Below are 26268 nucleotides of genomic sequence, written 5' to 3'. Positions count from 1 at the left end.
GAATGGAATGAACAGTAACTTGTTTTGTACTATGTCCGGTACAAAGGGTTGCATTTTTTACATATCATAGTTTTTGGGGAGGTTTTTCTGATGGACAGTATTATTTTTGATGTTGACGGTACGCTCTGGGATTCCACTGGGATCGTAGCTGAGGCCTGGAGCGATTACCTTATCCATACGGAGCACATGGATACCGATGTAAGCGCCAAACGACTGATGGGGCTTTTTGGCCAGCTGCTGCCGGATATCGCAAGAGCTCTTTTCCCTGAGCTTCCGGAAGCAGAACAGCTTCGTATCATCGACGGTTGCTGCCAGGCAGAGCACGAAGCACTGCTTCGCAAATGTGCTCCGCTGTATCCGGATCTTGAGGAAACACTGAAGATTCTTTCCAGCCGTTTTCCTCTTTTTATCGTCAGTAACTGCCAGGCCGGATATATTGAAGTGTTCCTGAAATCCACGGGCTTCGGACACTATTTCAAGGGCCATCTCTGTCCCGGTGACACCGGCATGGCCAAAGCGGAAAATATCATGAAGATCCGCGAGGACAATAATCTATCCGATCCTGTTTATATCGGTGATACCTTAGGAGACTTTAATGCCTGCCGGAAAGCAGGAGTTCCTTTTATCTTTGCCGAATACGGTTTCGGGCAGGTGGATAAACCGGATTACCGGATCACCAGGCCTTTTGACCTTACGGAGATATGCAGATGAGTATGAAAAGATCAAAATCCATAGACCTTACTTCCGGTCCGATCCTGAAAACGCTTTCAGAGCTTGCTCTGCCAATCATGGCATCTTCCCTTCTCGGAACTGCCTATAATATCACAGATATGGCCTGGATCGGACTTCTGGGCTCCAAGGCAGTTGCCGGTGTCGGTGTGGGAGGCATGTATGTGTGGCTTTCCCAGGGACTGGTAGCCCTTCCGCGAATGGGCGGACAGGTAAACACAGCACAGTCCTGCGGCCGGAAGGATTATAAAGAGGCACGTTCCTACGCGGCCAGTGCCCTGCAGATGACCATTCTGTTCGGTCTTTTATTTTCTGCAGCAAGTATTATATTTCTTGATCCTCTGATCGGATTTTTTAATCTGACAGACCCGGAAGCATATTCTTCTGCCAGATCTTATATGCTGATCACCTGCGGACTGATCATTTTTTCCTTCCTGAACCTGACTCTCACCGGACTTTTTACAGCCCAGGGAGATTCCAGGTCTCCGCTGATGGCCAATTTTCTTGGACTTGTGGGAAATATGCTCCTGGATCCGCTCCTGATCCTTGGCATTGGACCTTTTCCACGGCTTGAAACGGTAGGTGCTGCCATTGCCACAGTAACTGCACAGTTCTTGGTTTTTGCAGTGCTGGTTTTCCGGATCTTTACTTCCGGACTGGAACCAAATATACTTCGTGAACTTCATCTTTTTTCACGTTTTCCGGGAAAATTTTATAAAAATATCTTCCGCATTGGTTTTCCAACCGCCATCCAGAGCATGATCTACTGTATGATCTCCATGGTACTGACCAGAATGGTTTCCGCCTTCGGTGCTGCTGCCATTGCTGTCCAGCGTGTGGGCGGACAGATCGAATCCGTTTCCTGGAACACCGCGGACGGCTTTGCCTCTGCCTTAAATGCTTTTACCGCACAGAATTTCGGTGCAAAAAAATACGACCGCATCCGCCATGGCTACCGTATTTCCTTTGGTATCCTGGCAATCTGGGGCCTTATCATAACTGCAGCCTTTGTGCTGCTCCCACGCCCAATCTCCGGTTTATTTTTCCATGATCCGGAATCCCTTGGGATTTCTGTAAATTACCTGATCATCATCGGCTTCTGTGAGGCTTTCATGTCCATTGAGCTGATGACCATCGGTGCACTGTCCGGCCTTGGTATGACCAAACTCTGCAGTATCATCAGTATTATCCTGACAGGGGCCAGAATCCCGCTTGCCATGCTGCTGACTCATGCGGGAATGGGACTTAATGGTATCTGGTGGGCACTTTCCCTTACTTCCATTGTAAAGGGAATCATCTTTACTCTGACATTCCGGCAGACCAGCCGAACGAAATTAAAATAAATACAGACAGAAAAACTCCCCGCAAATACCGGAGCCTGATCAGACAGGTTACCGTTTCACGGGGAGTTCTGATATTTTTGATCATTTTTTGATACATTTTGTTCTGAGTACAAACAGAAATACCGCAAGTATCACAAACAGAATTACTACATAGGCGATCTTTGCTGCTACACTTGTGGTGAATGCGTCAACTCCTGTAGCCACTCCGATAAGTATCAGACAGATTCCTGAAGCCTTTTCCATTTTTTTCTCATCATACTTCTGGTTTCTGGCCTGTGTGTTTCCGCCTTTCATAAAAATGGAACCGTGTCCAGTAAAAAGCATAAAGCCTACTACCAGTGCTGCGATTGTAAGTATAAAGCTGAATGACTGATCAAACATAATATTTTCCTCCTGCTAAAGAACAGGAGCCACACACCGGATCACCGGCTGGCTCCTGTTTGTTTTTTGATTACAGATCCGATCAATAGAAACAAACGATCGGAACGTTATACTGGATAATGTTGTAAAGCTCTCCCGCTTTATCCGGCGGCATATTGATACAGCCGTGGGAACCTCCGGTCAGATACCGGTCGCCTCCAAAATACGGCTGCCAGTCTGCATCATGGAATCCAATGCCTCCGTTAAACGGCATCCAGTAGGTTACCGGCTGTTCATAGGAATAGGTTCCGTCTGCTTTCTTGGTGCCACGGAGCACATCCGGGCTCTTCTTATAGTACAAGGTGAAGATTCCAGGAGGTGTTTTTCTCTCCGGATCACTTGCAAGTCCGGATACGATATCTGATTCAAAGATCACATTTCCATCCTGATAATACCACATATACTGTTCTGTAAGGTCCACTTCAATGTAGGTATTTCCCAGATCATTCACACCATAAGAATTGGCTCTCATGGAATAAACCGGCTCTCTGGTCGTCTGAGTTCCGGACTGGATCTCCTGGGTAAGCTGTGCCACCTCTCCGTCCTGATCGATCTTCCAGCCATATGCAGAGCCGGAAACCGAAACAGTTCTTCCGCTTGTTGTCTGGAACTGACGCTCTGTACCTACTGTATCATGATCCGCAGCAAGCTGTGCCACATAATCCACGATATGCTGCTTGAAAGATGCATCATCCTGGATCAGCTGCCCCTTTTCGTCAAACTGCAGCCAATTTTTGATGGTGCTTCCATCAAGTGTTACTGTCTCATCTCCAAATGTGTAGGTGATGCTTGCCCTCGCAAAGTTATTATATGCATCCACCGTTGCCTGCAGATCTGCACTGTCACTGGTCACATCTGCCTTCACGTAAGCATCCGGGTTACTGCCGAGATCCACTTCACCTTCATCGTTGCTGATAGCATCACTGATCATCTGATAGGCTTCTTTTACCTTCAGCTGACTTCCCTCTGTATCCGGCACGATCGTAAATTCGGAATCATTAAAGCTTACGTACGCATTCTCCGGTGCTACCTGATTCTCTTTCCGGGCACAATTCAGTCCTTTCACTTCTGTCTCCAGCTTTAACTTGTCAAAAGCAGTCTGCTCACTGGCCGTGTAAGTCGTCTTTTCAAAAAAACCTTTCACCCATTCGTAGGGCTTCTGCTCTTTCAGAAGCTTCAGAACTTCACCACTGGATATATAACGATAATCAATATCCGCTCCCTCTATGGTCTGCGTATCCTGATTTCTGGCCTTTACCTGTATGGAATAGCCTTCCATTTTTTTTGCGATTTCCTGCTCCACCTCATATGCAGTCCTGTTGGAGCTGTCAATCCCGTTGATCGTTGTGCCCTCAAAGAAATGACTGGTGTAATAATAGGATAATCCTGCATATGCACAGCCCACCACTACCAAAACCATGGCAGCAATCATTCCGGTCACCTTCAGTGCCTTATGCTTTTTCTTTTCGGGTATAACGATAGGTTCAAATTCAGATTCATCGATAGGTACGTAGGTGATTTTCCTTGGCCTTGCTGATTTCGAAGGTCTTGCTGACTTGTGAGCAGCTGATCTGTCTTTTTTATTTTCAGGATGAGGCTCTCCTACAGCATCACTGACGATCTTTGCCATGGCATCATTGATCCTGTCCTCGATATCCCTCTTTTCATCGTTGCTCATATTTATCCACCTCTATGTTCATGTGCCTTCAAAAAGGCACCTTTCCATTGATACTTTCTGGTCTTACTCACCAGCCTTTTCATTATATCATACTTTCCAGAAATTGCATCTCATTTCATGGTTTTTTTATAACTTATTTGTACCGTACAGCTTCCGCGCCATATCTTTCATAACATAGAAGTACATTACCCAAAGGAGCACCGTCGCAAAGATCCAGGCCACCGGACTTGCAAGACAGGTACCGATATAGCTGCTTTTTCCGGCCGCAATGGTAGCGGTGATTCCTCTTCCTGCAAGCTCAGCCACGCCGGCCATCATAGGAAGAAGACCATATCCCATTCCCTGGATCCCGTTTCGCAGCACATTGACAAAATACAGAGGAATAAAAAACAATGCCACACATTTTACATAGATTGCTACCATAGGAAGTACTTCTCCAATGTTATCTGAGATAAACAGATATGCGAAATATTTTCCCGCAAAGAACAGAAAACCGCCAACAACAACAGAATATACAATTCCTATAAAATGCGAAGCCCGAAAACCTTCCCGCACTCTCTCAAGCTTTCCGGCTCCGATATTCTGTGCATTGTAGGTAGCGCTGGCAGTTCCCTGTGCCACAAATGCCTGGGTGAAGATCTGCTCGATCTTACTTCCTGCTGTAAACGCCGCCACCGCATAGGAGCCAAGCATATTTAAGGCGGACTGTACCATCATGGTTCCGATCGCCGTGATAGAATACTGCAGTCCCATTGGGATTCCCACACCGATCTGCTTGGCTGCGAGGTTACGTCTGAAATACCAGTCTTCTTTTTTCATACGGAGCTCCGGCACAAACTTCCAGATATATACCAGACATAAGACTCCTGAAACTCCCTGAGAAATAATGGTAGCCCAGGCTGCTCCAGGTGCTCCCAGTTTAAACACGATGATAAATACAAGGTCAAGCACAATATTCAGCATTGCAGACAAGATCAGAAAATACAGTGGTACCTTACTGTTTCCCAGTGCACGAAGAATACTGGCCAGGATATTATATAATGCCTGGGCAAAAATCCCTCCGCAGATGATCATAACGTAAGCATATGCATCCTTGAAAATATCATCCGGCGTGTGCATAAATTTCAGAAGTGCATGCATACCTGTCATGCTGACTGCTGTCATCACTGCCGAGATCAGCGCTGTCAGGATCAGTGCATTTCCCACGGTCTGACGCATCTCATCCATTTTTCCCGCACCGTACTTCTGTGCAGTCAGTACGGTAAAACCGGCAGTAAGTCCCAGAAGAAAGCCTATGATCAAAAAGATGATAGTTCCTGTTGAGCCAACTGCCGCCAGTGCCTTTGTTCCTACAAATTTTCCTACAACCACCGCATCTACCATATTGTAGAACTGCTGAAATACATTACCGATAAATACCGGGATCGTAAATCCCAGGAGCACTTTTACCGGTTTTCCCTGCGTCATGTCTGTTTTCATGAAATCTTCCTTCCCCACATTTAATTTGATCGTTCATAAACTTTGTGCTGCTTTTTGTTATTCTTTTTATTATTCTTTCTGTAACTTTACAGTTAATCAAAAGTTACCTGTTTTTATGTATCAGAGGGATTATAGTTGAAATGGAATGATTTTACAAGATGATTTTGAAAATTTTTTTCATGTGTGGAAGCAGGAACGATCGGATAAAAAAACCCGACAGATCCGTAAAAATCTGCCGGGATTCCGTGAAACTTATTTATTTCTCAACAAGAAGAGACTCTCCTGTCATTTCCTTCGGCTGCTCCATACCCATAAGCTGGATCAGAGTCGGAACGATATCTGCAAGACATCCGTTCTCACGAAGTGTGTATTTCGGATCTGCATTTACAAGGATAAACGGTACCGGGTTAGTTGTATGAGCTGTCCATGGCTCACCTGTTTCATAATTTACAAGCTGCTCTGCGTTACCATGGTCAGCACAGATAAAGAGCTGTCCGTCAACCTCTTTGATCGCCTCTACAGCCTTACCGACACACGCATCAACAGTCTCAACAGCCTTGATCGCAGCTGCCTCAACACCTGTATGGCCAACCATATCCGGGTTAGCAAAGTTGATGATGATCACATCATACTTGTCAGACTTGATCGCCTCTACAAGCTTTTCACAAACCTCCGGTGCGCTCATCTCCGGCTGCATATCGTAGGTCGGAACCTTCGGGGATTTTACAAGGATTCTGTCCTCTCCTTTGTTTGGCTCCTCAACACCACCGTTGAAGAAGAATGTAACATGTGCATATTTCTCTGTCTCGGCGATACGTGCCTGTGTCATATCGTGAGCTGCAAGGTACTCACCGAAGGTATTGTGAAGAAGAACCTTGTGGAATGCTACCAGCTTATTCTGGATGGTATCATCATACTCTGTGAAGCATACGAATGTGGTATCCAGTCTCTTTGCTCTCTCAAAGCCCTTAAAATCGTCATCACAGAAAGCTCTTGTGATCTCTCTTGCACGGTCCGGACGGAAGTTGAAGAATACAACGGAATCCTTATCGGAAATAGTTGCAACCGGTTTGCCGTCTTTCTCGATAACAGTCGGAAGCACAAATTCATCTGTCTTGTCAGCATCATAGGAAGCCTGAACTGCTGCTGCAGCATCTGTTCCCTTTACGCCTTCGCCCTGTGTAAGAGCTTTATATGCAAGCTCAACACGATCCCAGCGGTTATCACGATCCATTGCATAATAACGTCCGGAGATCACACCGATCTCACCAACGCCGATCTCTTTCATTTTGGCTTCCAGCTGCTCTACAAACTCTTTACCGGATGCAGGCGGTGTGTCACGTCCATCCAGGAAGCAGTGTACGTAAACTTTCTTGAGTCCCTCTCTCTTTGCCATCTCAAGAAGTCCATAGAGATGTGTATTGTGGCTGTGTACGCCACCGTCAGAAAGAAGTCCCATAAAATGGATCGCGGAATCATTGTCTTTTGCGTTCTTCATAGCAGTAAGAAGTGCCTCATTCTTGAAGAAATCGCCGTCCTGGATCTCTTTTGTGATTCTTGTAAGCTCCTGGTATACGATACGGCCTGCGCCCATGTTCATATGACCAACCTCGGAGTTACCCATCTGTCCGTCCGGAAGACCTACCGCAAGACCGCTGGCATTGCCTTTTACAAACGGATAATCTTTCATAAGTCCGTCCATAACCGGTGTTTTTGCCTCATATACAGCATTTCCGTCATGTCTGTCATTGAGTCCGTATCCATCAAGGATCATTAAAACTGTTGGTTTTTTGCTCATAATTTTCCCCTTCTTATCTTTGATCGAAAATCTGTCCGGCACAGCTCTTCAATGATTCTGAAACTCTCTGTACCATTCAGGATTCTTTTGTTTTCCATTTTATATAGTACCAAAATCCAGAAATTTTGCAACGTTTTCTTTGACAAAAATTTGTCTGTTTCCAATTTCCTAACAACTGATGCGGCTGATCTGTAAATTTACGCGAAAGATATTATTTCTGGTATACACGGATCATAGAAGAAATCTTTCTTACAGATGCGCTATTTTCCAGCTCTTCCTTAACCTTAAAGAAAGCGCCCTCACTTACAAGTTTAGTGATCACAACAACCTCTGCAGTATCCGGTCTCTTGCTTTCTTTCTGCATGATCTGTGCCACGCTTGCCTGATATTTTGCAAAATGCTCCAGGATCTCAGCCAGCACACCGCAGCGGTCCTCTACCTGCAGGCGGAGAAAATAGCGGTTATGGGTATCTGCCATATCTTTTACCGGAAGTGTCTTATAGCAGGTGCAGCCTACTCTTCCGCAGCAATCTGCCTTCATATTACGAACTACCTCAAATACATCACCGGCAACCGCACTTGCTGTAGGAAGCTCACCTGCTCCACGTCCATAGAACATGGTATCTCCTACTGCATCTCCGTGTACAAAAACCGCATTATAAGAATCATTGACGGATGCAAGGGGATGCTCTGCCGGAATCAGCATCGGGCAGACATAGGCCTCAACGCCGTCCTCCTGACAGCGTGCAACACCCAGAAGCTTGATCTCGCAGCCCATTTCTTTTGCGTAACGGATATCCTTTGCTGTGATCTTTGTGATTCCTTCTATATGAACATTATCAAGGGTAACTCTGGAATTAAAGGCAACTGATGCAAGGATGGCAACCTTTCTTCCTGCATCAATTCCTTCGATATCTGCGGTAGGATCTGCCTCTGCATATCCAAGCTCTGTAGCAAGCGCAAGTGCATCTGAAAATTCCATTCCTTCCTGGGACATCTTGGTAAGGATAAAGTTCGTAGTTCCGTTTACGATTCCCATAACTTCCGTTACATGGTTGGCCTCAAGACTGTTCTTCAACGGGCTGATGATCGGGATTCCTCCGGCAACTGCTGCCTCAAACAGAAAATCCTTCTGTGCTGCCCGGGCAGTTTCCAGGATCTCTTTTCCGTGGACTGCGATCAGATCCTTATTTGCAGTTACAACGTTCTTGCCGGCTTTCAGTGCTGCAAGGATATAAGTACGTGCCGGCTCGATTCCACCGATCAGCTCGATCACAATATCAATGGAAGGATCTCCCTCAATATCTGCCCAGTCCGTTGTAAGAACAGAAGGATCATCTACCTTCCCGGATGCTTTCTCAAGGTTACGCACCAGGATCTTTGTGATCTTTACCTGGCATCCAAGCTTAGCTGTCATTTCCTGCTCCTGGCTTTTGATCACTTTATATACACCGGTCCCTACTGTTCCGAGACCAAGAAGGGCCGCATTTACGACTTTTTCGTTCATTTTCTGATGTCCCCTTTCCGTTTTTTCCAATTTTATCAGAGTAACTCCTATGTTATGGCAGAAAACGCTTTTTGTCAAGTTCCGGCAGAGGAAGCAATTCCAGCCAGCTGCCAAAAAGTCCGGTGATCAGCTCCTGCACCATAGCTTTTGACTGTGGTTCCAGTTTATCCAGCTGGCGCACCATGGCAGCCAGACTTTTCAGACCGCCTTCCTGGATTTGGGAAATGGTATCTGCTCCGGTTGCTTCCAGCACAGAAAAAAGTTCCCCGATGAGATGCTCTCTCTGCTTTTCATCCATATGGTCGATCCATTTGTGAAGACTTCGATCTGACGCCGCAGCTCTTCTTGTCAAACTTTCTTTCTCTATAAAGGATGGCCCCATTACCTCCCAGGTAAAAGCGTCATGCTGCAGGATTCCCTTCTGTGTACTGGCTACGATCAGCGGATCTTTCTGGTGGCTGAGCAGCATCCCGATCACAGATGCCTCGGGAATGATACGAGTGACTTTTGGCAAAACCCTTTCCACTCTTCCGGGACTGAAAAATCCTTCCGGAAAACCCGGACCATCATTATCATAGACAGAAAGAATCTTTTCCTGCAAGATGTCACTGCACTGCATTGCTGTATACATAGCCAGATTTCCTCCTTTGGAATGACCGCCGATCCGCAGCATGGACTGTATATAAGTTCCATGCGTTTCCAGATATTCCAACGCTTTTCTGTGCGAAGGAACAACTCCGTTGCTTAAATTAAAATCCTCCTTCCACCCCACAATGGTATCATCGGTTCCACGAAATGAAATATATGTGGTTCCATCATCCAGTCCTATAGTCACTGCCGCAAACTGCTGAGCCTGACGGGAAAGGATTTCATTGACAAAGCCTCCTACTGTACATTTCCGGAATCTCTCCGCACAGGCCATTTTTTCAAGGAGCACCGGTGTATTCTGCAGAAATGCGCTTTCTGCTTTCAGATCCTTCTTTATTTCCCGTCTGGAAAAAGCCGCAAAGAGTTCTTCTACAGAAAGAGTATTTCCGTTTTTTACTTCTGCCATCTCATCCAGATCAAGATAGGAAAAACACGCCAGTATCAGATTGTCAACTTCATTAAAGGGTGACTGCTCAAAGGTAATATCTCCTCTCCAGTCAAGATAATCCAGAATATTCCCCATAAAATCCTCCACAAATGATCATATAAGCGTCTTACGCACAGCTGCAGGCTTTCTTTCTATTATAATACGTAACGGCTGCATCACAGCACAGCCATCTGATGCGTTTCTGCCGTTATCAGATAACCGTTTTCTGAAACGACATACCCTGCCAGATATTTATTGTTATCATACCATAAATCCTGATCATTTGCGCCTTTCATCCATTTTTTTTCTGAGATAAAGGATGTAATGAATGCAGCCGCAGGTAAAAGCCGGAAACAGTATCGACAAGCCTGCTGCTGACATCATATAGATCACTGCCCCTTTTCCGCCATCCGGTGTTCCTGCCACAAAGCAGTAGAACATGGTAGCTGAAAAATACAGTGTGATCACCACTGAAATTAAGATTTTAAAAAACTTCCTCATTGCTTCTCCTTTCTGTAGTGTCGATATAAGGACACTGTTGTGATTCCAATTTTACCTTCATAATAAGATTAATTCAAGGATGAATCGGACAGGATATATATATGATAAAATATGACAGATTTTGGGTCACGATGAAGGAGCGTGGGATCACTCAGTATGATCTTTATGAACATTACCAGATCACCCGTTCACTTCTGGACAGACTTCGAAAAAATAAAAATGTTGAAATTTATACCATAGACAGGCTGTGTTCCATTCTCCACTGCGAGATCGAGGACATTGTGGAACATGTTCCCGAGCCTGACGAAAGGAACGAACATACAGAAAAAGCTTCAGTGAAAAACAATCCTTACTCTGAAGATAAGAAAAACTCTCTCTGACTGTGATCAGATGCAGCTTTTTGTTGGCTGTGCTATCCGTGTCAGGGAGAGTTTTTCTGGTTTTTTCTATAAGAAGATATAAAAAAAGGGGCCGAAGCCCCTTTTTAAGTGGATCTTATTTGTAGTTTACGATCTTTCCGAAATCTGGTTTCAGGGAAGCGCCGCCTACAAGACCGCCGTCGATGTCAGCCTGAGCGAATAAGTCAGGAGCTGTTGCAGCGTTTACAGATCCGCCGTACTGAATACGGATTTCTGCTGCTGTAGCATCATCATAGATCTCAGCGATGCATTTACGGATATCAGCGCAAACCTCCTGAGCCTGCTCTGTTGTAGCTGTCTTACCTGTTCCGATAGCCCAGATCGGCTCGTAAGCGATAACTGCTGTCTTAGCCTGATCAGCTGTAACACCCTGGAATCCAACCTTAACCTGCTGACGGATGAAGTCCATAGTCACGCCCTGCTCTCTCTGAGTAAGTGTCTCACCGCAGCACATGATCGGTGTGATGCCATGCTCGAAAGCTTTGAGCATTTTTTTGTTAACGTCTTCGTTTGTCTCTCCGAAGTACTCTCTTCTCTCGGAATGTCCAAGTACTACGTACTTAACGCCTGCATCTACGAGCATAGCCGGAGCGATCTCACCTGTGTAAGCACCTTTCTCCTCGAAGTACATGTTCTCAGCGCCAACCTGGATGTTTGTTCCTTTAGCTGCCTCAACAACAGGAATGATGTCGATAGCCGGTACGCAGAACACTACATCAACTTCGTCGTTAACAACAAGCGGTTTTAAGGTCTCAACCAGCTTTACAGCCTCGCTTGGTGTCATGTTCATTTTCCAGTTTCCAGCAATAATTTTCTTTCTTGCCATTGTTTTATCTCCTTTTTTGTGTTTATGGAACACTTTATTTTTTTATCAGTCTTTATCGTTAGCTGCAGCTACACCCGGAAGCTCTTTTCCTTCAAGGAACTCAAGAGATGCACCGCCACCTGTGGAGATGTGTGTCATCTTGTCGCCATATCCAAGGATATTTACTGCTGCTGCGGAATCACCGCCACCGATGATCGTTGTTGCATCTGTCTCAGCAAGAGCTTTGGCAACTGCCTCTGTACCATGTGCAAAGTTCGGCATCTCGAAGCATCCCATCGGTCCGTTCCATACAACTGTCTTAGCATCTTTTACAGCATCTGCAAAGATCTTCTCTGTCTCTGTTCCGATGTCCATTCCTTCCCATCCGTCCGGAATCTCACCACGTTTTACGATCTGGATGTTGCAGTCGTTGGAGAAGTCATCACCGATTCTGTTATCTACAGGAAGAAGAAGCTTAACGCCTTTCTCCTCTGCTTTCTTCATCATGTCGAGAGCATACTGAAGGTAATCATCCTCGCAGAGGGATGTTCCGATGTGTCCGCCCATAGCTTTGGAGAATGTATAGGACATACCACCACCAATGATCAGTGTATCTACCTTATCAAGAAGGTTGTTGATTACAGAGATCTTGCTGGAAACCTTAGCACCGCCAAGAATTGCAACGAATGGTCTCTCTGGATTATTTACAGCGTTTCCGAGGAAATCGATCTCTTTCTGCATCAGATATCCTACAACTGCTGTCTTAACATATTTGGTAACACCTACGTTGGAGCAGTGAGCTCTGTGAGCGGTTCCGAATGCATCGTTTACGAATACATCGCAAAGAGAAGCAAGGTCTTCGCTGAACTTATCTTCGTTCTTTGTCTCTTCTGCACGGTAACGTGTATTCTCAAGAAGAATTACATCGCCATCTTTCATCTCAGCAACAGCAGTTTTTGCGTTTGGTCCTACTACCTCAGGATCTGCTGCAAATTTCACTTCCTGTCCAAGAAGCTCAGAAAGACGAACAGCTACAGGTGCAAGAGAAAGCTCCGGTTTCGGCTCTCCCTTCGGTTTTCCGAGGTGGGAGCAGAGGATAACCTTTCCGCCGTCTGCGATCAGTTTCTTGATTGTAGGAAGAGCAGCCACAAGACGATTCTCGTCTGTGATCTTTCCATCCTGAAGCGGAACGTTAAAGTCACATCTTACAAGTACTCTCTGTCCTTTTACATTGATATCATCAACACTTTTTTTGTTCAGCATTTCTATATCTCCTTAACTTTTATTTCTGCCGGAAGCAGATCAATAAGGGCGAGCGGTATTGTTGTCCGCTCTGTCAACAGTCATTTCCTCAGATATTCTTTTGTTTGATCTTTTGGAAAAAAAGGGCCCGGTCCTCTTCAGACCGGACCCTTTCTGAGTCTATTCTTCTACACTCGTTCGCTGAAAATTAAGCGTTCAGAAGGCTTCCGAAGTGCTTGATTGTACGAACCATCTGGCTTGTGTAGGAGTTCTCGTTGTCATACCAGGAAACTACCTGAACCTCTGTTGTGCCATTCTCAAGTGGAAGTACCATTGTCTGAGTAGCATCGAAGAGGGAACCAAATCTCATACCAACGATATCGCTGGATACGATCTCATCCTCGTTGTATCCGAAGGACTCGTTAGAAGCTGCTTTCATAGCTGCGTTGATCTGCTCTTTTGTAACATTTCCTTCAACTACTGCTGTAAGGATTGTTGTAGAACCTGTTGGGGTAGGAACACGCTGTGCAGAACCGATAAGTTTGCCGTTAAGCTCTGGGATAACAAGTCCGATAGCTTTAGCAGCACCTGTGCTGTTCGGAACGATATTAACTGCAGCTGCACGGGATCTTCTCAGATCGCCTTTTCTCTGCGGTCCGTCAAGTGTCATCTGATCGCCTGTGTAAGCGTGGATTGTGCACATGATACCGGATTTGATCGGTGCAAGATCGTTAAGAGCCTTAGCCATTGGTGCAAGGCAGTTTGTTGTACAGGAAGCTGCGGAGATGATCTTGTCCTCGTTTGTAAGACCCTGATGGTTTACGTTGTAAACGATTGTCTTAAGGTCGTTTCCAGCCGGAGCGGAAATAACTACGTGCTTAGCACCTGCATCGATATGAGCCTGAGCTTTATCTTTAGATGTGTAGAAACCTGTGCACTCAAGAACTACGTCTACACCGATCTCTCCCCATGGAAGCTCTGCAGCGTTAGCCTTAGCATAGATTTTGATCTCTTTTCCGTCTACTGTGATGGAATCCTCTCCTGCTGTTACTGTATCTGCAAGAGCGTATCTTCCCTGTGTAGAATCATATTTTAATAAGTGAGCAAGCATTTTAGGAGATGTAAGGTCATTGATTGCTACAACCTCGAATCCCTCTGCTCCAAACATCTGACGGAATGCAAGACGACCGATACGTCCAAAACCATTAATTGCAACTTTTACTGCCATGATAAATTCCTCCTATGAATTGAATGGTGATTAAATCGTTCCTTTGTTAAAGAAACATCAACCTGTTTCATATTGTACCTAATTCCAAACAAAAATTCAAGAGCTATTTATAAAAAAGAACATTAAAATAAATATTAAGAAAATTTCTGAAAAATGTGCTATAATTCTCTGATAGAAAGTTCTGTCCTGCTGAGCGCCAAAAGAGATATCCCTGCTCCCTTCCGGGAGCCTGACTTTTCCGGCTTCATAGCAGGCAGATACGATCATTGTCACAGAATATAAAGGCTTGAATATGGAGGTACAAAATGGACCAGAAAATTTTATGGGACTGCCATATGCACTCCTCTTTTTCCGCAGATTCCGATACACCGATGGAAAAGATGATCCAGACTGCCGCAGACAAGGGTCTCATGGGAATCTGTTTTACTGAACATTTTGATCCGGATTATCCTGATACTCCGGAAAATCTTGATTTTTCCCTGAACATCCCTGCATACCGCCAGAAGCTTGAGAGTCTTGCGGATGCTTTTAAAAACCAGATCCAGGTTAACTTCGGGATCGAGCTTGGACTTCAGCCTCAGCTTGCAGAATCTTTTTCCGATCTTCTGAAGGAAGTTCCTTTTGATTTCGTTATTGGTTCCTCCCATGTGGTGCACGGATACGATCCTTATTATCCTTCTTATTTTGAGGGCCGTAAGGAATCCGCATGTTACATGGAATATTTTGAATCCATCCTGGAAAATATCGCTGCTTTTGATGAGATGGATGTGTATGGACATATCGACTATGTAGTACGTTATGGTCCAAATCAGAACCGTCAGTATTCTTATGGAAGATATAAGGAGATCCTGGACGAGATCCTGCGGACACTGATCCGCAAAAATGTGGGAATCGAGCTGAACACAGGCGGTTATCACTATGGGCTTGGTGAACCGAATCCATGTATCAATATTATCCGACGCTACCGTGAGCTTGGCGGTGAGATCATCACCATTGGTGCAGATGCCCACACTCCGGATAAGATCGGCTATGCTTTTGACAAGGCGGCTGATATTTTCCGTGAATGTGGTTTTTCCTATTATGCTGTATTTAAAAATCGTCGCCCTGTTTTTCATAAACTGTAGCTCTGTTTCTCTCTCACGAGAGAGAGTTTACACTTTTATACCGAAAATATCATTTTATCTAAGGAGGAACTCTATATGTCAACAAAAAGACTCCAGAAAAAGAAAGCTGCCATGCAGGCAAAAAAAGAAAAGCAGCTGAAAAAAAATACCCCTGCTGCCAAATCTGTTGAAAATACTAAAGTCGAAGTAAAAAAACTTGAAACCGTAAAGAAGGAAACGCTTAAAGTCGAGACCTCTAAAACTGAACCGATCAAGGTTGAAACTTCAAAGACTGAGCCGATCAAGGTTGAGACTTCAAAGACCGAGCCGATCAAAGTTGAGACTTCCAAGACTGAGCCGATCAAAGTTGAGACTTCAAAAACCGAGCCGATCAAAGTTGAGACTTCCAAGACCGAGCCGATCAAAGTTGAGACTTCCAAGACCGAGCCGATCAAAGTTGAGACTTCAAAAACCGAGCCGATCAAAGTTGAGACTTCCAAGACCGAGCCGATCAAAGTTGAAACTTCAAAGACTGAGCCAATCAAGGTTGAAACTTCTAAAACCGAGCCGATCAAAGTTGAGACTTCTAAAACCGAGCCGATCAAAGTTGAAACTTCTAAAACTGAGCCGATCAAGGTTGAGACCTCTAAGACTGAACCGGCGAAAGTTACTACTTCCAAGACCGAGCCTCTGAAAGTCGAAACCTCCAAGGAGGACACAGCTTACGATGCCCTCTACGAGAAACGTCTGAAACACTACTACAATGATCTGAAATGGCTCTACTGTGAACTGTTCCGCGATCATCCGGAAGTTGCCGGCACATTCTCAAGCCTCACAAAAAAGATGAAAGAGATTTACCGTGAGCGCTCTCTTTCCATGAAGGAAGCTGACCAGACCTGCGTTGCTGATCCTGACTGGTTCCGTAAGACTACTTTCACCGGAATGGCTGTAAATCCTGCTGACTTCGCAGATACTCTTTCCGGTCTATCTGATAAACTGGACTATATCAGCGAATGCAAAGCAGACACTCTGTACCTGACAGATCTTTTCCAGGCAACCTCCAATTGCTCCCTTTGCATTATCCCGGAGATCGGAACCTCCGAAGATCTGTACACACTTGCAGCTAACTGTAGGAAAGCAGGTATCCGCCTGGCTCTTGAGATCCCGTTAAGCCTTTCTGTGGATGACCCACAGTCCGGTGCGCCGTGTGTGCTCCAGACTCCGGCTTATTTCAATGCAATGCTTCTTCAGATCCTGGAACTTGCAAATGAAGGTGCTTCTGTATTCAGCCTTGGTGTCCTTCCGATGATGCCGGAAGAAAATCTCTGGAAGCTTCACTCTCTGCTACGTATGACCAGAATGGTGTGTGAGATCGTATGCCCCGGAATTCTTCTCCTTGGCGAAACAGACCGCCCACCTGCAGAGGCTGCTGCATTCGGCGGAACTTCCGATATGCCGGAACTTCACATTGTAAACAGCACCCGGCTGATGTCCGATCTCTGGCATACCGTTGCCACAAAGGACACTGCCCTTCTCCGCCGGGGAATTGACAGAGCTGCAGACCTTCCGCAGGCACCGGTATTCCAGAATTACCTCCGTAACCGCAACACTGTACGTTGGAACCTAGACTATGATTTCCTGAAAGGAAGCTTTATCACAGAAGGACCTCACAGAGATTATCTGAATGAATTCCTGGCAGGTATTTTCCCTGATTCCTTTGCCCGGGGTGAAATTTATGTAAATCCGGAAAACGAGGAATCTGAGCTCTGCGGAACAACCGCATCTCTTGCAGGAATTGAGCGTTTTGATTATGAAGGAAATATGGAGGGTGTCAGCCGGGGAATCCGCTATGACGTAACACTTCATGCATTGCTTCTTTCCCTCCCCGGAATTCCGGTACTTCGAAGCGGTGACGAGGTCGGACAGCTGAATGACTACACCTATAAAGCAGACATTTCCAAAGCATCTGATCCCCGCTGGCTCCACAACGGACGTTTCAACTGGGCACTTGCCAGGAACAGAGCCGATGTCGAAACGATTCAGGGACGCATTTTCAACAGCCTTGAGCAGCTGGAATCCATCCGCGCCAGCCATCCGGTATTTGCACCTGAAGTTCCTGCACATACGGTGGAAACCTGGGAAAGGGCTCTCCTTGCCCTGGTAAGAGAAACTTCTGAAGAAAAGCTGATCTGCATCTACAATTTCAGTGATCAGGATAAGGTAGCCTGGATCAACGAACAGGACGGTACTTACACAGATCTTCTCACAGGAGTTCAGAGAGACGCACAGGCTGTAGAGATCCCTGCCTTCGGATTTATCTGGCTTATGCACACGAAATAATAACTTCGTCAGGCGGATATCCACAATCTGCATTCTCTACACAGATCTGCACCGGATAACTTCTCCACAGTTTATTCGCCCAAAAAAGGTTACTGTTCACTCCGTTCTCAGTAACACACCTCGCGGGATATTACCAGTGAACAGTAATCAAAAAAGAACACTGCCATTTTCAACGGGCAGTGTCCTTTTTTATTTCTCATATTATTATTTTCTCAGCTTATCAATAAATGCGGCAAATTTCCCCTGTTCCCCACTATCCAGCGAACGACTGTAAATATTTCTGAGCCAGGCCGTGATCACATCGATCAGGATCGGAGAAAATGTCATCAAAAGGAACACCAGAATGATCATTCCGAATTCCAGAGATCCCAGTGTCAGAAGATTCTGCAGAACCACCGCCGCACCGAAAAAGATCACCTGCATACTGTAAATGATCACCTTTCGATAGGTATTCAAAGGCGCATAAACCGTCTTAAGTGCCGCCATATAATTCCATCCTGTCACAAGCACACAGGCTGTATTCAGCATGGCATTGGAATGGTATACATTCTGGCATACCAGCATCACACTGAACACACAGCCCGTGATGGTCACAGCAGCCGGAAATGCATTCATAAACACATGACGCAAAAATGTATGGTCGATCTTCTCATAATTATTCTCCTGTGCCAGAAGGAACGTAGGAATACCAACAGCACAGGCACTGATCAAAGACATCTGGATCGGCTCAAAAGGATAAGAATCCCCGAAGAAGATCGTAATCAGTGACAGCAGCACGGAAAAAATCGTTTTGATCAGAAACATAGATGCCGCAGTACGGATATTATTTACAACCCGGCGTCCCTGATTCACGATTTCCGGCATTGCTGCAAAATTAGAATCCAGCAATACCACATTGGCAATATTCTTGGCGGCATCACTGCCCTCAGCCATGGCAATACTGCAGTCCGCCTCTTTAAGCGCCAGAACATCATTGACACCATCACCGGTCATGGCAACCGTATGCTTCTGAGCCTGCAAAGACTTCACCATTGCCTGCTTCTGCTGAGGTGTTACACGTCCGAACACACTGTATTCTGCAACTGCCTCGTCCATCTGTTCCTGGGTTGTGATCGTTGTCGCATCTATATAATGCTCTGCATTTTTAAGACCTGCACGTCTGGCAATTGCAGAAACTGTCACCGGATCATCACCGGAGATCACTTTCAGATCAACACCCTGACTTTCGAAATATGCCAGCGTATCCGGTGCCTCTGCACGGATCACATCCGTAATAAGCAAAAGTCCGACAGGTTCCAGTCCCCCCGGAAGCTCCGCACCCTCACTCACATTTACACTATGGGCAAGGACCAGCACACGAAGACCTTCCTCTGCAAATCCGCCACAATACTCCATCAATTCCGGGTTCCCTTCCGGGAAAAGAAACTGCGCTGCACCCATCAGATAAGTACCTGCATCTGTAAATGCAGCTCCGCTGTACTTCCTGTCAGAAGAAAACGGGATCACATGATCCAGCTCCATATCCTGAGATACTTTAAATCTTGCCCTGAGTGCATCGGCAGTGGCATTCTGATCCTTCAGCACAGAAAGCAGATTTCCCATGATATGCTCGATCTCCCGGAGCTTCTCCGGATTTTCCTGACTGTGTTTCTCCGGGTCAGTGTCTGACTTTTCCTGCAATACGAGATTCGCGCTTCCATCCTCCTTTGCGATAGCATCTGTTGCTGAAACTGCAGAGGCAGCAGAACTTTCAGTTCCATCGCTGTCACCTTCGCCGGATTCAGGATCTTTCCCGGATATTTTCTCGGAAATCTCATCATACACCGGCGGATAGCTTTCCACCGCTTCCACACACATGGTACCCTCTGTGATAGTTCCTGTCTTATCCAGACAGAGCGTATCCACGCGTGCAAGAGTTTCTATACAGTACAGTTCCTGCACCAGCGTCTTCTTCTGAGCCAGCTTCAGTGCCCCCAAAGTCAGTGCCACACTGGTAAGAAGGACAAGCCCCTCCGGGATCATTCCCAGGACCGCTGCAACCATATTGACAACAGAATCCCGGATATTATCTCCCACAAAATAGTACTGTTTATAAAAAAGCAGCGCCCCCATTGGTACGATAATGATACTGATCACCTTCAGAATGGCATTCAGGGAATTTCTAAGCTCTGAATTATGGCGTTTGAATTCCTTTGCCTCGCTGGTGATCCTTGACGCATAGTTGTCGCTTCCCACATGGATGATCTGGCAGCAGGCCTGTCCCGCCGTCACAAAGCTTCCGGAAAAAAGCTCATCTCCCGGATTCTTCGGAAGATTGTCTGCCTCACCGGTAAGCAGGGATTCATTGACCTCAAGGCTTCCCTCCAGGATCTTCGCATCTGCCGGAACCTGTTCTCCGGTCTTCAGGAATATCAGATCATCGACAACCAGCTTCTCTGTAGAAATTTTCCATTTTTTTCCTTCACGCAGAACAACCGTCTTGGATTCTGTCAGGATTGCCAGCTTGTCAATAGTTTTCTTAGCACGGACCTCCTGAATGATCCCGATCACGGTATTAATAAAAATGATTCCTACAAACATGGAGTTTTTGTAGGAACCAACCAGCAGTACGAGAACCAGCAGCACCAGGTTCAGAAAATTGAAGAATGTCAACGTATTCTCCAGAATAATCTGCTTATATGTCCTGGTGTTGGGGTTTTCGTTATTATTTACCTGACCCTGCGCAATTCTTTCCTGAACCTCTTCGTTCGTAAGTCCTGTCATGCTTCTTACTTACCTGTCCTTTCAATGGCTTACGGTTCTGTTCAACTGAAGCTTGCTCATGCCCCGGTTATGATCGTAAATAAAAGGGATCAATACTCCTCTTCTGTATCCTCTTCACCCTCGTGGATATCAGACTTCGGTTTGGAAAGACCCTCGATCTTAATGTGATGTTTCTCTGCATAATCCCAGAGAGCTGCATGAATTGCTTCCTCAGCAAGCAGGGAACAGTGGATCTTCACCGGCGGAAGTCCGTCCAGAGCCTCCATAACGGCCTTGTTGGTTACTTCCATAGCTTCCTCAATGGTCTTGCCCATTACAAGTTCTGTTGCCATGCTGCTTGTTGCAACTGCTGCACCGCATCCAAATGTTTTAAACTTGCAGTCTTTGATAATATGAGTTTCGTCATCGATATCAAGGAATATTCTCATAATATCACCGCATTTTGCATTTCCTACAGTACCCACGCCACTTGCGTTCTCGATCTCACCTACATTACGTGGATGCTGAAAATGATCCATTACTTTTTCACTATACATTATTTTTTCCTCCTGGCAAGTATTTTTATTATTTTTTCTGTTTTTTAATAAAATCTTCATATAACGGAGACATGCTTCTTAAGTTTGCAGTAATATCTTTCAGCTTATCTACTACAAAATCAACATCCTCCATTGTCGTCTCCTCGCTTAAGGTCATACGGAGAGATCCGTGTGCGATCTCATGAGGAAGACCGATAGCTAACAAAACATGTGACGGATCCAGAGAACCGGATGTACATGCAGAACCGCTGGATGCACAGATTCCAAAATTATCAAGCATCAGAAGAAGTGACTCTCCCTCGATGAACTGGATGCTTACATTTACGTTGTTCGGAAGACGTTTTACTTTATCTCCATTGAGGCGTACGTACGGGATCTCTGTGAGGATCCTGCTGATCATATGATCTCTGATCTCGATTTCTTTTGCAGTACGTTCTTTCATGGACTTGTTTGCACGCTCTGCTGCAAGACCGTATCCTACGATACCAGGAACGTTCTCTGTACCTGCACGACGTTTTCTCTCCTGTGCTCCGCCATGTACGAAGGAGCGGATCTTAACGCCTTTACGGATATAGAGGAAGCCGATTCCCTTCGGTCCGTTGATCTTATGTCCGCTGGAGCTGAGCATATCAATATTGAACTCATCTACATTGATCGGGATCTGGCCAAATGCCTGAACAGCGTCTGTATGGAACAGGATTCCATGCTCATGTGCGATCTGTCCGATCTCTTTCAGCGGCTCAAGAGTACCGATCTCATTGTTTGCAGCCATAACAGAGATCAGGATGGTCTCCGGTGTGATGGCTTTCTGAAGCTCATCCAGGTCAATGAAACCATTCTCATCTACATCCAGGTATGTGACCTTGGCACCACGCTCTTTTTCAAGGTACTCGCAGGTATGAAGGATTGCATGATGCTCGATCTTTGTTGTGATGATATGGTTTCCTTTATTTTTATATGCCTCAAAGGTCGCTTTCAGGGCCCAGTTATCGGACTCGGAACCACCTGCTGTAAAATAGATCTCCTCTTTTTTGGCTCCGATCACATCTGCGATCTGCTGTCTTCCTTTTGCGATGGCAGCCTTGCTGTTTGCCGCAAAATCATAAACAGTTGAAGCATTTCCATAAAACTCTGTAAAATACGGCAGCATTGCCTCCACAACTTCCGGTGCGGTCTTTGTGGTAGCCGCGTTGTCCAGATATATCATTTTTCCCATTTTCTTTTCCTCCTGTTCAGGATAATTATTTTTCGTGTATTCTCCGGCTTTCTTCGATCAGCTCACTGAGCATCAGGGTATCCACTGCATCTGTGATGCTGTCATTGATCCTCTTCCACACTAATTTAGCCACGCAGAGATCGGAACCCTGGCAGCCACCGTCACCTTCTGTTCCCGGACATGTTGCAGCCTCCAGGCCACCCTCCAGGACACGAAGGATATCTCCCACTGAAATCTCTTCTGCCGGTCTTCCAAGGAAGTATCCCCCGGCTGCGCCGCGGACACTCTTCACAAGGCCCGCTTTCTTCAAAAGTGCCATCAGCTGCTCCAGATAGCTGACTGATATATTTTGACGGCCCGCAATACTCTGAAGCGAGACCGCTTCTTTTTCACTGTAAAGACCAAGGTCTATCAAAGCCTTAAGTCCGTATTTTGCTCTTGTTGACAGTTTCATCCGCTCACCTCTTTTTTCAATTCCCAGTGTTTTCCTCGGATTTCATGTTTACTCTATCAGAAACATATGGTTCTGTCAAGGCTAACTTCTTCATATACTGACAAAAAGGTGCAAGGTTGTTACTATTCACTGGTAATATTCCGCGAAGCGTGTTGCTGAAAATGGGGTGAACAGTAACTCAAGGTTATCCATGTCAAAAAAAATATTTCTCAAAGGAACCCTGATTCTTGCCTGCACAGGCCTTATCAGCCGTATCGCAGGTTTCTTTTATAGAATATTCCTCTCCCATGCCATTGGTGCGGAAGGTCTTGGTTTGTATCAGCTGGTTCTTCCTCTCCAGGGACTTATGGCCGCTTTATCCTATACAGGGATCCAGGCTGCCCTTTCACGCCTGATCGCATCCAGACTTGCCCTTCAGGAGAAAAAGGAGGCACGTTTTTCGCTGGTTACAGGAACACTTATGGCTGTCTTTTTTTCTGCTACAGCCGGTTTTCTGCTTTTTCAACACGCATATTTTTTTGCTTCCACAATTCTGAAAACACCGCAGACTGCCAGTCTTCTTCGCATAACAGCTGTCAGTATTCCGCTCTGTGCCATTCATTCCTGCATTGACAGCTATTATTATGCCCGGAAAAAAGCCTCTGTTCCGGCAGCCGTGCAGCTTTCGGAGCAGGCTGCCCGGATCGGCACTACCTATATCCTGTATCTGATCTTTCTTTCCGAAGGACGTCCGATCACTGCATTGATCGCAGCGGGTGGTTCTCTTGCCGGAGAGGCTGCCGCTTCGCTGGTGTCTCTGCTGGTAGTTTCCTTTCATTTCGGAAATCACCCTGTACAAGAAAAAAATCCCATCAGGATCTTTTCGCTGTTAAAGGACCTTTTCACACTGTCTTTTCCCATTTCCCTGAACAGAATTCTTCTGACACTTCTCGGCAGCATAGAAGCGGTTCTGATTCCACAGATGCTTCTGCGTTCCGGCATGACAGCATCAGACTCACTGAAAATCTATGGGATCTTTACCGGAATGGCACTGCCCCTGCTCCTGTTTCCTTCCACACTTACGTCTTCCGCCGCTGTGATGCTGATGCCTTCCATCGCACAGCTTGATGCGCTGGGAGAGCAGAAGCAGATCCGCCGTGTCACAGACCAGACCTTTTTTCTGTGCATGTTCCTTGGATTTCTGTGCGGAAGCGGATTCTTTCTTTTTGGCCCATTCCTCGGAGCGTTGCTTTTTCACAGCCAGACTGCCGGCACCTACATACGGTATCTGTCTTTTATCTGTCCTTTTCTTTATACAAACACCATGCTCACCAGCATCCTGCAGGGACTTGGAAAACCGGGGCTCTGTCTGATCCACAGTATTGCCGGTATTCTCATCCGCATTTCCTCCGTTGTTTTTATAATTCCGTTGACAGGGATACGAGGCTATTTTTACGGAATTTTCCTGGGTGAGCTGCTGCTTACTCTTCTACACGTGAAAGCGCTAAAATTTCCCTATCGACAATCGGCCAATAATCGTTTATAATAAATAATCGAAATGTCTATAGTTATGGAGGAATAGAGTACTATGAGTTTTGAATTCATAAAAAAACTGCCAACTCCTGAGGAAATCCGCAATCAGTATCCGCTCGATGCTGAACTTCAGGCGCTCAAGGAGAAACGCGATGCTGAGATTCGCGACGTTTTCACCGGAAAATCCGATAAATTCCTCGCTATCATCGGACCATGTTCTGCAGATAACGAAGATGCCGTATGCGATTATCTTTTAAGACTTCGCAAAGTTCAGGAAAAGATCGAAGATAAAGTCCTTATCATCCCGCGTGTTTACACAAACAAACCACGTACGACCGGTGAAGGATACAAAGGAATGGTCCATCAGCCGGATCCTGAGAAAAAACCGAACCTTCTTGCCGGACTGATCGCGATCCGTAAGATGCACATGCGTGCTATCCGCGAAAGCGGCTTCACCTGTGCAGATGAGATGCTTTACCCGGAGAACTACCGTTATCTCTCCGATGTGCTCTCCTACGTTGCTGTAGGCGCACGTTCTGTTGAAGATCAGCAGCACAGACTGACTGTCAGCGGTATGGATGTTCCGGCTGGTATGAAGAACCCTACCAGTGGTGACTACAGCGTTATGCTGAACTCCATTGTTGCAGCACAGGGCGCTCATCGTTTTATTTACAGAAGCTGGGAGGTTGAGACCACCGGTAATCCACTCTCTCACGCAATCCTTCGTGGTGCGGTAAACAAGCATGGGGAAGCAATCCCGAACTACCATTACGAGGATCTTCGTCTTCTCTATGACAAATACCATGCAAAGAACCTTGCCAACCCGGCAGTGATCGTGGATACCAACCACTCCAACTCCAACAAGCATTACGAGCAGCAGGTTCGTATCGCAAGTGAGGTTCTTCACAGCCGTCAGGTAGATCCTGAGCTTCACTCAATGGTAAAAGGTCTCATGATCGAGAGCTATATCGAACCAGGCAATCAGAAGATCGGCGGAGATCACATCTACGGAAAATCCATCACAGATGCCTGCCTTGGTTGGGATGAATCTGAGAAGCTGCTTTACACGATCGCTGAAAATTGCTAAGCTCTGTCTGATCTGCACTTCAGGGAACAGACATTTGTGATCATTCTACAATTTACATTCAAAAAAAGAACCGACATTCTTCCATTTTGGAAGCTGCCGGTTCTTTTTTGAACGCGTTTTTTGTATTATTTCTTACAGATCAATGCCTCGGATGTGCTTTCATATATACGTCTCGCATTTTCGCAACGCCAAAATTCAGATAGACCTGTGTAGTGGAAATATCCGAATGTCCAAGCATTTCCTGCACACTCTTCACATCTGCTCCATTCTGCAGCATATGTGCGGCAAAAGAATGTCTCAGTGTATGTGGTGTGATATCATGCTGGATTCCGGCTTCCTCTGCATATCCCTTCAGGACCTTCCAGAATCCCTGTCTGCTCATGGATTTTCCTGAACAGTTGGTAAAAAGACTCTCCGTCTCATTTTCTTTCACAAATTTTCCACGGGCTTCTTTCAGATATTTCTCCATGGCTGTTTTGCATACATTTCCAACCGGGATCACCCGTTCCTTATCTTCATCGTGACAGACTACATAACCAAACCGGAGATTGAGATCCTCCAGGTTCAGCCGTAAAAGTTCACTGACACGCATTCCTGTGGCATACAAAAGCTCCAGCATGGCACTGTCTCGGATTCCCTTCGGTGTATTCAGATCCGGCTGTTTCAAAAGGCGGTCTACCTCATCCACAGTAAGGATCTCCGGCATCCGTTTCTCAACCTTGGGCGGCTTCAGCTCCAGGGACGGATCCCTCTCGATCCTGTTCTCCTGATAAAGATACTGAAACAAAGCACGGATAGATGCTACATTTCTGGAGATCGTCGAGGAAGCGAACTGTCCTCTCTCCATATAGCTGAGATAGCCTTCCAGCTCCAGTTCTCCTACATCTCGGATATCATAGATCCCACGATCCGCAAAATACACTGCCATCTTCTTCAGGTCTCTCTGGTAGGATACTTCTGTATTATGTGACGTTCTTTTTCTATTATGTAAATATGTAATAAATTCCCGTATCTCTATGTCCATTTCTCTGCA

Annotated in this window: 22 protein-coding genes; 7 read left to right on the top strand and 15 right to left on the bottom strand. The window is 45.9% G+C overall.

The genetic code is table 11. From position 1 onward, the window contains the following. The first annotated feature begins 90 nt into the window (after positions 1 to 90). Positions 91 to 711, top strand: coding sequence for an HAD family hydrolase (locus MUB50_RS06545; protein WP_118513058.1), 621 nt, complete (start codon positions 91 to 93; stop codon positions 709 to 711). Positions 712 to 713: 2 nt separating this feature from the next. Next, on the top strand, positions 714 to 2072 hold the full coding sequence (locus tag MUB50_RS06540) for an MATE family efflux transporter (RefSeq protein WP_442863184.1): 1359 nt from the start codon (positions 714 to 716) through the stop codon (positions 2070 to 2072). An 81-nt stretch (positions 2073 to 2153) separates the two neighbouring features. Here the strand turns inward: MUB50_RS06540 and MUB50_RS06535 are convergent, their stop codons facing one another. The 7 genes from MUB50_RS06535 to MUB50_RS06505 form a co-directional block, all read right to left on the bottom strand. Next, positions 2154 to 2453: a DUF3784 domain-containing protein gene (locus MUB50_RS06535; RefSeq protein WP_244790250.1), complete on the bottom strand. Its 300-nt coding sequence runs from the start codon at positions 2451 to 2453 to the stop codon at positions 2154 to 2156. Between the two features lie 82 nt (positions 2454 to 2535). Further along, entirely contained in the window at positions 2536 to 4170 is a 1635-nt protein-coding gene (locus MUB50_RS06530) for a L,D-transpeptidase family protein (RefSeq protein WP_244790248.1), read from the bottom strand. A 126-nt stretch (positions 4171 to 4296) separates the two neighbouring features. Further along, positions 4297 to 5649, bottom strand: a complete 1353-nt coding sequence (locus MUB50_RS06525; protein ID WP_118513055.1) for an MATE family efflux transporter — start codon at positions 5647 to 5649, stop codon at positions 4297 to 4299. Between the two features lie 256 nt (positions 5650 to 5905). Next, a complete protein-coding gene (gene gpmI / locus MUB50_RS06520; protein ID WP_173753866.1) occupies positions 5906 to 7447 on the bottom strand; it encodes a 2,3-bisphosphoglycerate-independent phosphoglycerate mutase in 1542 nt (513 codons plus the stop codon). 211 nt (positions 7448 to 7658) lie between these two features. Further along, positions 7659 to 8954, bottom strand: a complete 1296-nt coding sequence (locus tag MUB50_RS06515) for a homoserine dehydrogenase (RefSeq protein ID WP_118513128.1) — start codon at positions 8952 to 8954, stop codon at positions 7659 to 7661. Between the two features lie 52 nt (positions 8955 to 9006). Beyond that, the gene (locus MUB50_RS06510) at positions 9007 to 10125 is read right to left on the bottom strand and encodes an Mbeg1-like protein (protein ID WP_118608581.1); all 1119 of its coding nucleotides are present in this window, start codon (positions 10123 to 10125) and stop codon (positions 9007 to 9009) included. 183 nt (positions 10126 to 10308) lie between these two features. Beyond that, positions 10309 to 10530 (bottom strand): hypothetical protein, encoded by a 222-nt coding sequence (locus MUB50_RS06505; protein ID WP_118608582.1) that lies wholly within the window; start codon positions 10528 to 10530, stop codon positions 10309 to 10311. Between the two features lie 101 nt (positions 10531 to 10631). Between MUB50_RS06505 and MUB50_RS06500 the strand changes: the two genes are divergently transcribed. Beyond that, on the top strand, positions 10632 to 10910 hold the full coding sequence (locus MUB50_RS06500) for a helix-turn-helix domain-containing protein (protein WP_118608583.1): 279 nt from the start codon (positions 10632 to 10634) through the stop codon (positions 10908 to 10910). Between the two features lie 115 nt (positions 10911 to 11025). Here MUB50_RS06500 and tpiA read toward each other — a convergent pair whose 3' ends face one another. The 3 genes from tpiA to gap all read right to left on the bottom strand — a co-directional run bounded on the left by tpiA (position 11026) and on the right by gap (position 14224). Beyond that, positions 11026 to 11775, bottom strand: coding sequence for a triose-phosphate isomerase (gene tpiA / locus MUB50_RS06495; protein ID WP_015527001.1), 750 nt, complete (start codon positions 11773 to 11775; stop codon positions 11026 to 11028). 45 nt (positions 11776 to 11820) lie between these two features. Then, positions 11821 to 13017 carry a phosphoglycerate kinase gene (locus MUB50_RS06490; RefSeq protein WP_244790245.1) on the bottom strand — a complete coding sequence of 399 codons (1197 nt, stop codon included), beginning with the start codon at positions 13015 to 13017 and terminating at the stop codon, positions 11821 to 11823. A 187-nt stretch (positions 13018 to 13204) separates the two neighbouring features. After that, positions 13205 to 14224, bottom strand: coding sequence for a type I glyceraldehyde-3-phosphate dehydrogenase (gap, locus tag MUB50_RS06485; protein WP_015526999.1), 1020 nt, complete (start codon positions 14222 to 14224; stop codon positions 13205 to 13207). Positions 14225 to 14529: 305 nt separating this feature from the next. On the opposite strand from gap, the gene MUB50_RS06480 reads away from it, so the two are divergent. Beyond that, positions 14530 to 15348 (top strand): histidinol-phosphatase HisJ family protein, encoded by an 819-nt coding sequence (locus tag MUB50_RS06480; protein ID WP_244790244.1) that lies wholly within the window; start codon positions 14530 to 14532, stop codon positions 15346 to 15348. 75 nt (positions 15349 to 15423) lie between these two features. Next, positions 15424 to 17667, top strand: a complete 2244-nt coding sequence (locus tag MUB50_RS06475) for a hypothetical protein (protein ID WP_118624145.1) — start codon at positions 15424 to 15426, stop codon at positions 17665 to 17667. A gap of 204 nt (positions 17668 to 17871) precedes the next feature. Here MUB50_RS06475 and MUB50_RS06470 read toward each other — a convergent pair whose 3' ends face one another. From MUB50_RS06470 to MUB50_RS06455, 4 genes are all read right to left on the bottom strand, one after another. Then, positions 17872 to 20430 (bottom strand): HAD-IC family P-type ATPase, encoded by a 2559-nt coding sequence (locus tag MUB50_RS06470; protein ID WP_118624147.1) that lies wholly within the window; start codon positions 20428 to 20430, stop codon positions 17872 to 17874. An 89-nt stretch (positions 20431 to 20519) separates the two neighbouring features. Next, positions 20520 to 20966, bottom strand: coding sequence for a Fe-S cluster assembly scaffold protein NifU (gene nifU, locus MUB50_RS06465; RefSeq protein WP_015526995.1), 447 nt, complete (start codon positions 20964 to 20966; stop codon positions 20520 to 20522). 28 nt (positions 20967 to 20994) lie between these two features. Then, the gene (gene nifS, locus MUB50_RS06460; RefSeq protein ID WP_118513047.1) at positions 20995 to 22182 is read right to left on the bottom strand and encodes a cysteine desulfurase NifS; all 1188 of its coding nucleotides are present in this window, start codon (positions 22180 to 22182) and stop codon (positions 20995 to 20997) included. A gap of 25 nt (positions 22183 to 22207) precedes the next feature. After that, positions 22208 to 22636, bottom strand: coding sequence for an RrF2 family transcriptional regulator (locus tag MUB50_RS06455; protein WP_015526993.1), 429 nt, complete (start codon positions 22634 to 22636; stop codon positions 22208 to 22210). Between the two features lie 190 nt (positions 22637 to 22826). Between MUB50_RS06455 and MUB50_RS06450 the strand changes: the two genes are divergently transcribed. Together MUB50_RS06450 and MUB50_RS06445 are read left to right on the top strand one after the other, a co-directional pair. Next, on the top strand, positions 22827 to 24161 hold the full coding sequence (locus MUB50_RS06450; RefSeq protein ID WP_244790242.1) for a polysaccharide biosynthesis protein: 1335 nt from the start codon (positions 22827 to 22829) through the stop codon (positions 24159 to 24161). A gap of 42 nt (positions 24162 to 24203) precedes the next feature. Continuing rightward, complete coding sequence (locus tag MUB50_RS06445; RefSeq protein ID WP_118513045.1) at positions 24204 to 25235, top strand: 3-deoxy-7-phosphoheptulonate synthase; 1032 nt, start codon at positions 24204 to 24206, stop codon at positions 25233 to 25235. A 139-nt stretch (positions 25236 to 25374) separates the two neighbouring features. On the opposite strand, the gene xerD is transcribed toward MUB50_RS06445, so the two are convergent. Continuing rightward, the gene (gene xerD, locus MUB50_RS06440; protein WP_118513044.1) at positions 25375 to 26259 is read right to left on the bottom strand and encodes a site-specific tyrosine recombinase XerD; all 885 of its coding nucleotides are present in this window, start codon (positions 26257 to 26259) and stop codon (positions 25375 to 25377) included. Positions 26260 to 26268: the final 9 nt, after the last annotated feature.

It is taken from the genome of Blautia sp. NSJ-140 (assembly GCF_022868965.1).
Classification (GTDB): Bacteria; Bacillota; Clostridia; order Lachnospirales; family Lachnospiraceae; genus Blautia_A.
The sequence above is the reverse complement of the archived record's forward strand: the minus strand, read 5'-3'. Positions and strand labels throughout refer to the sequence as shown.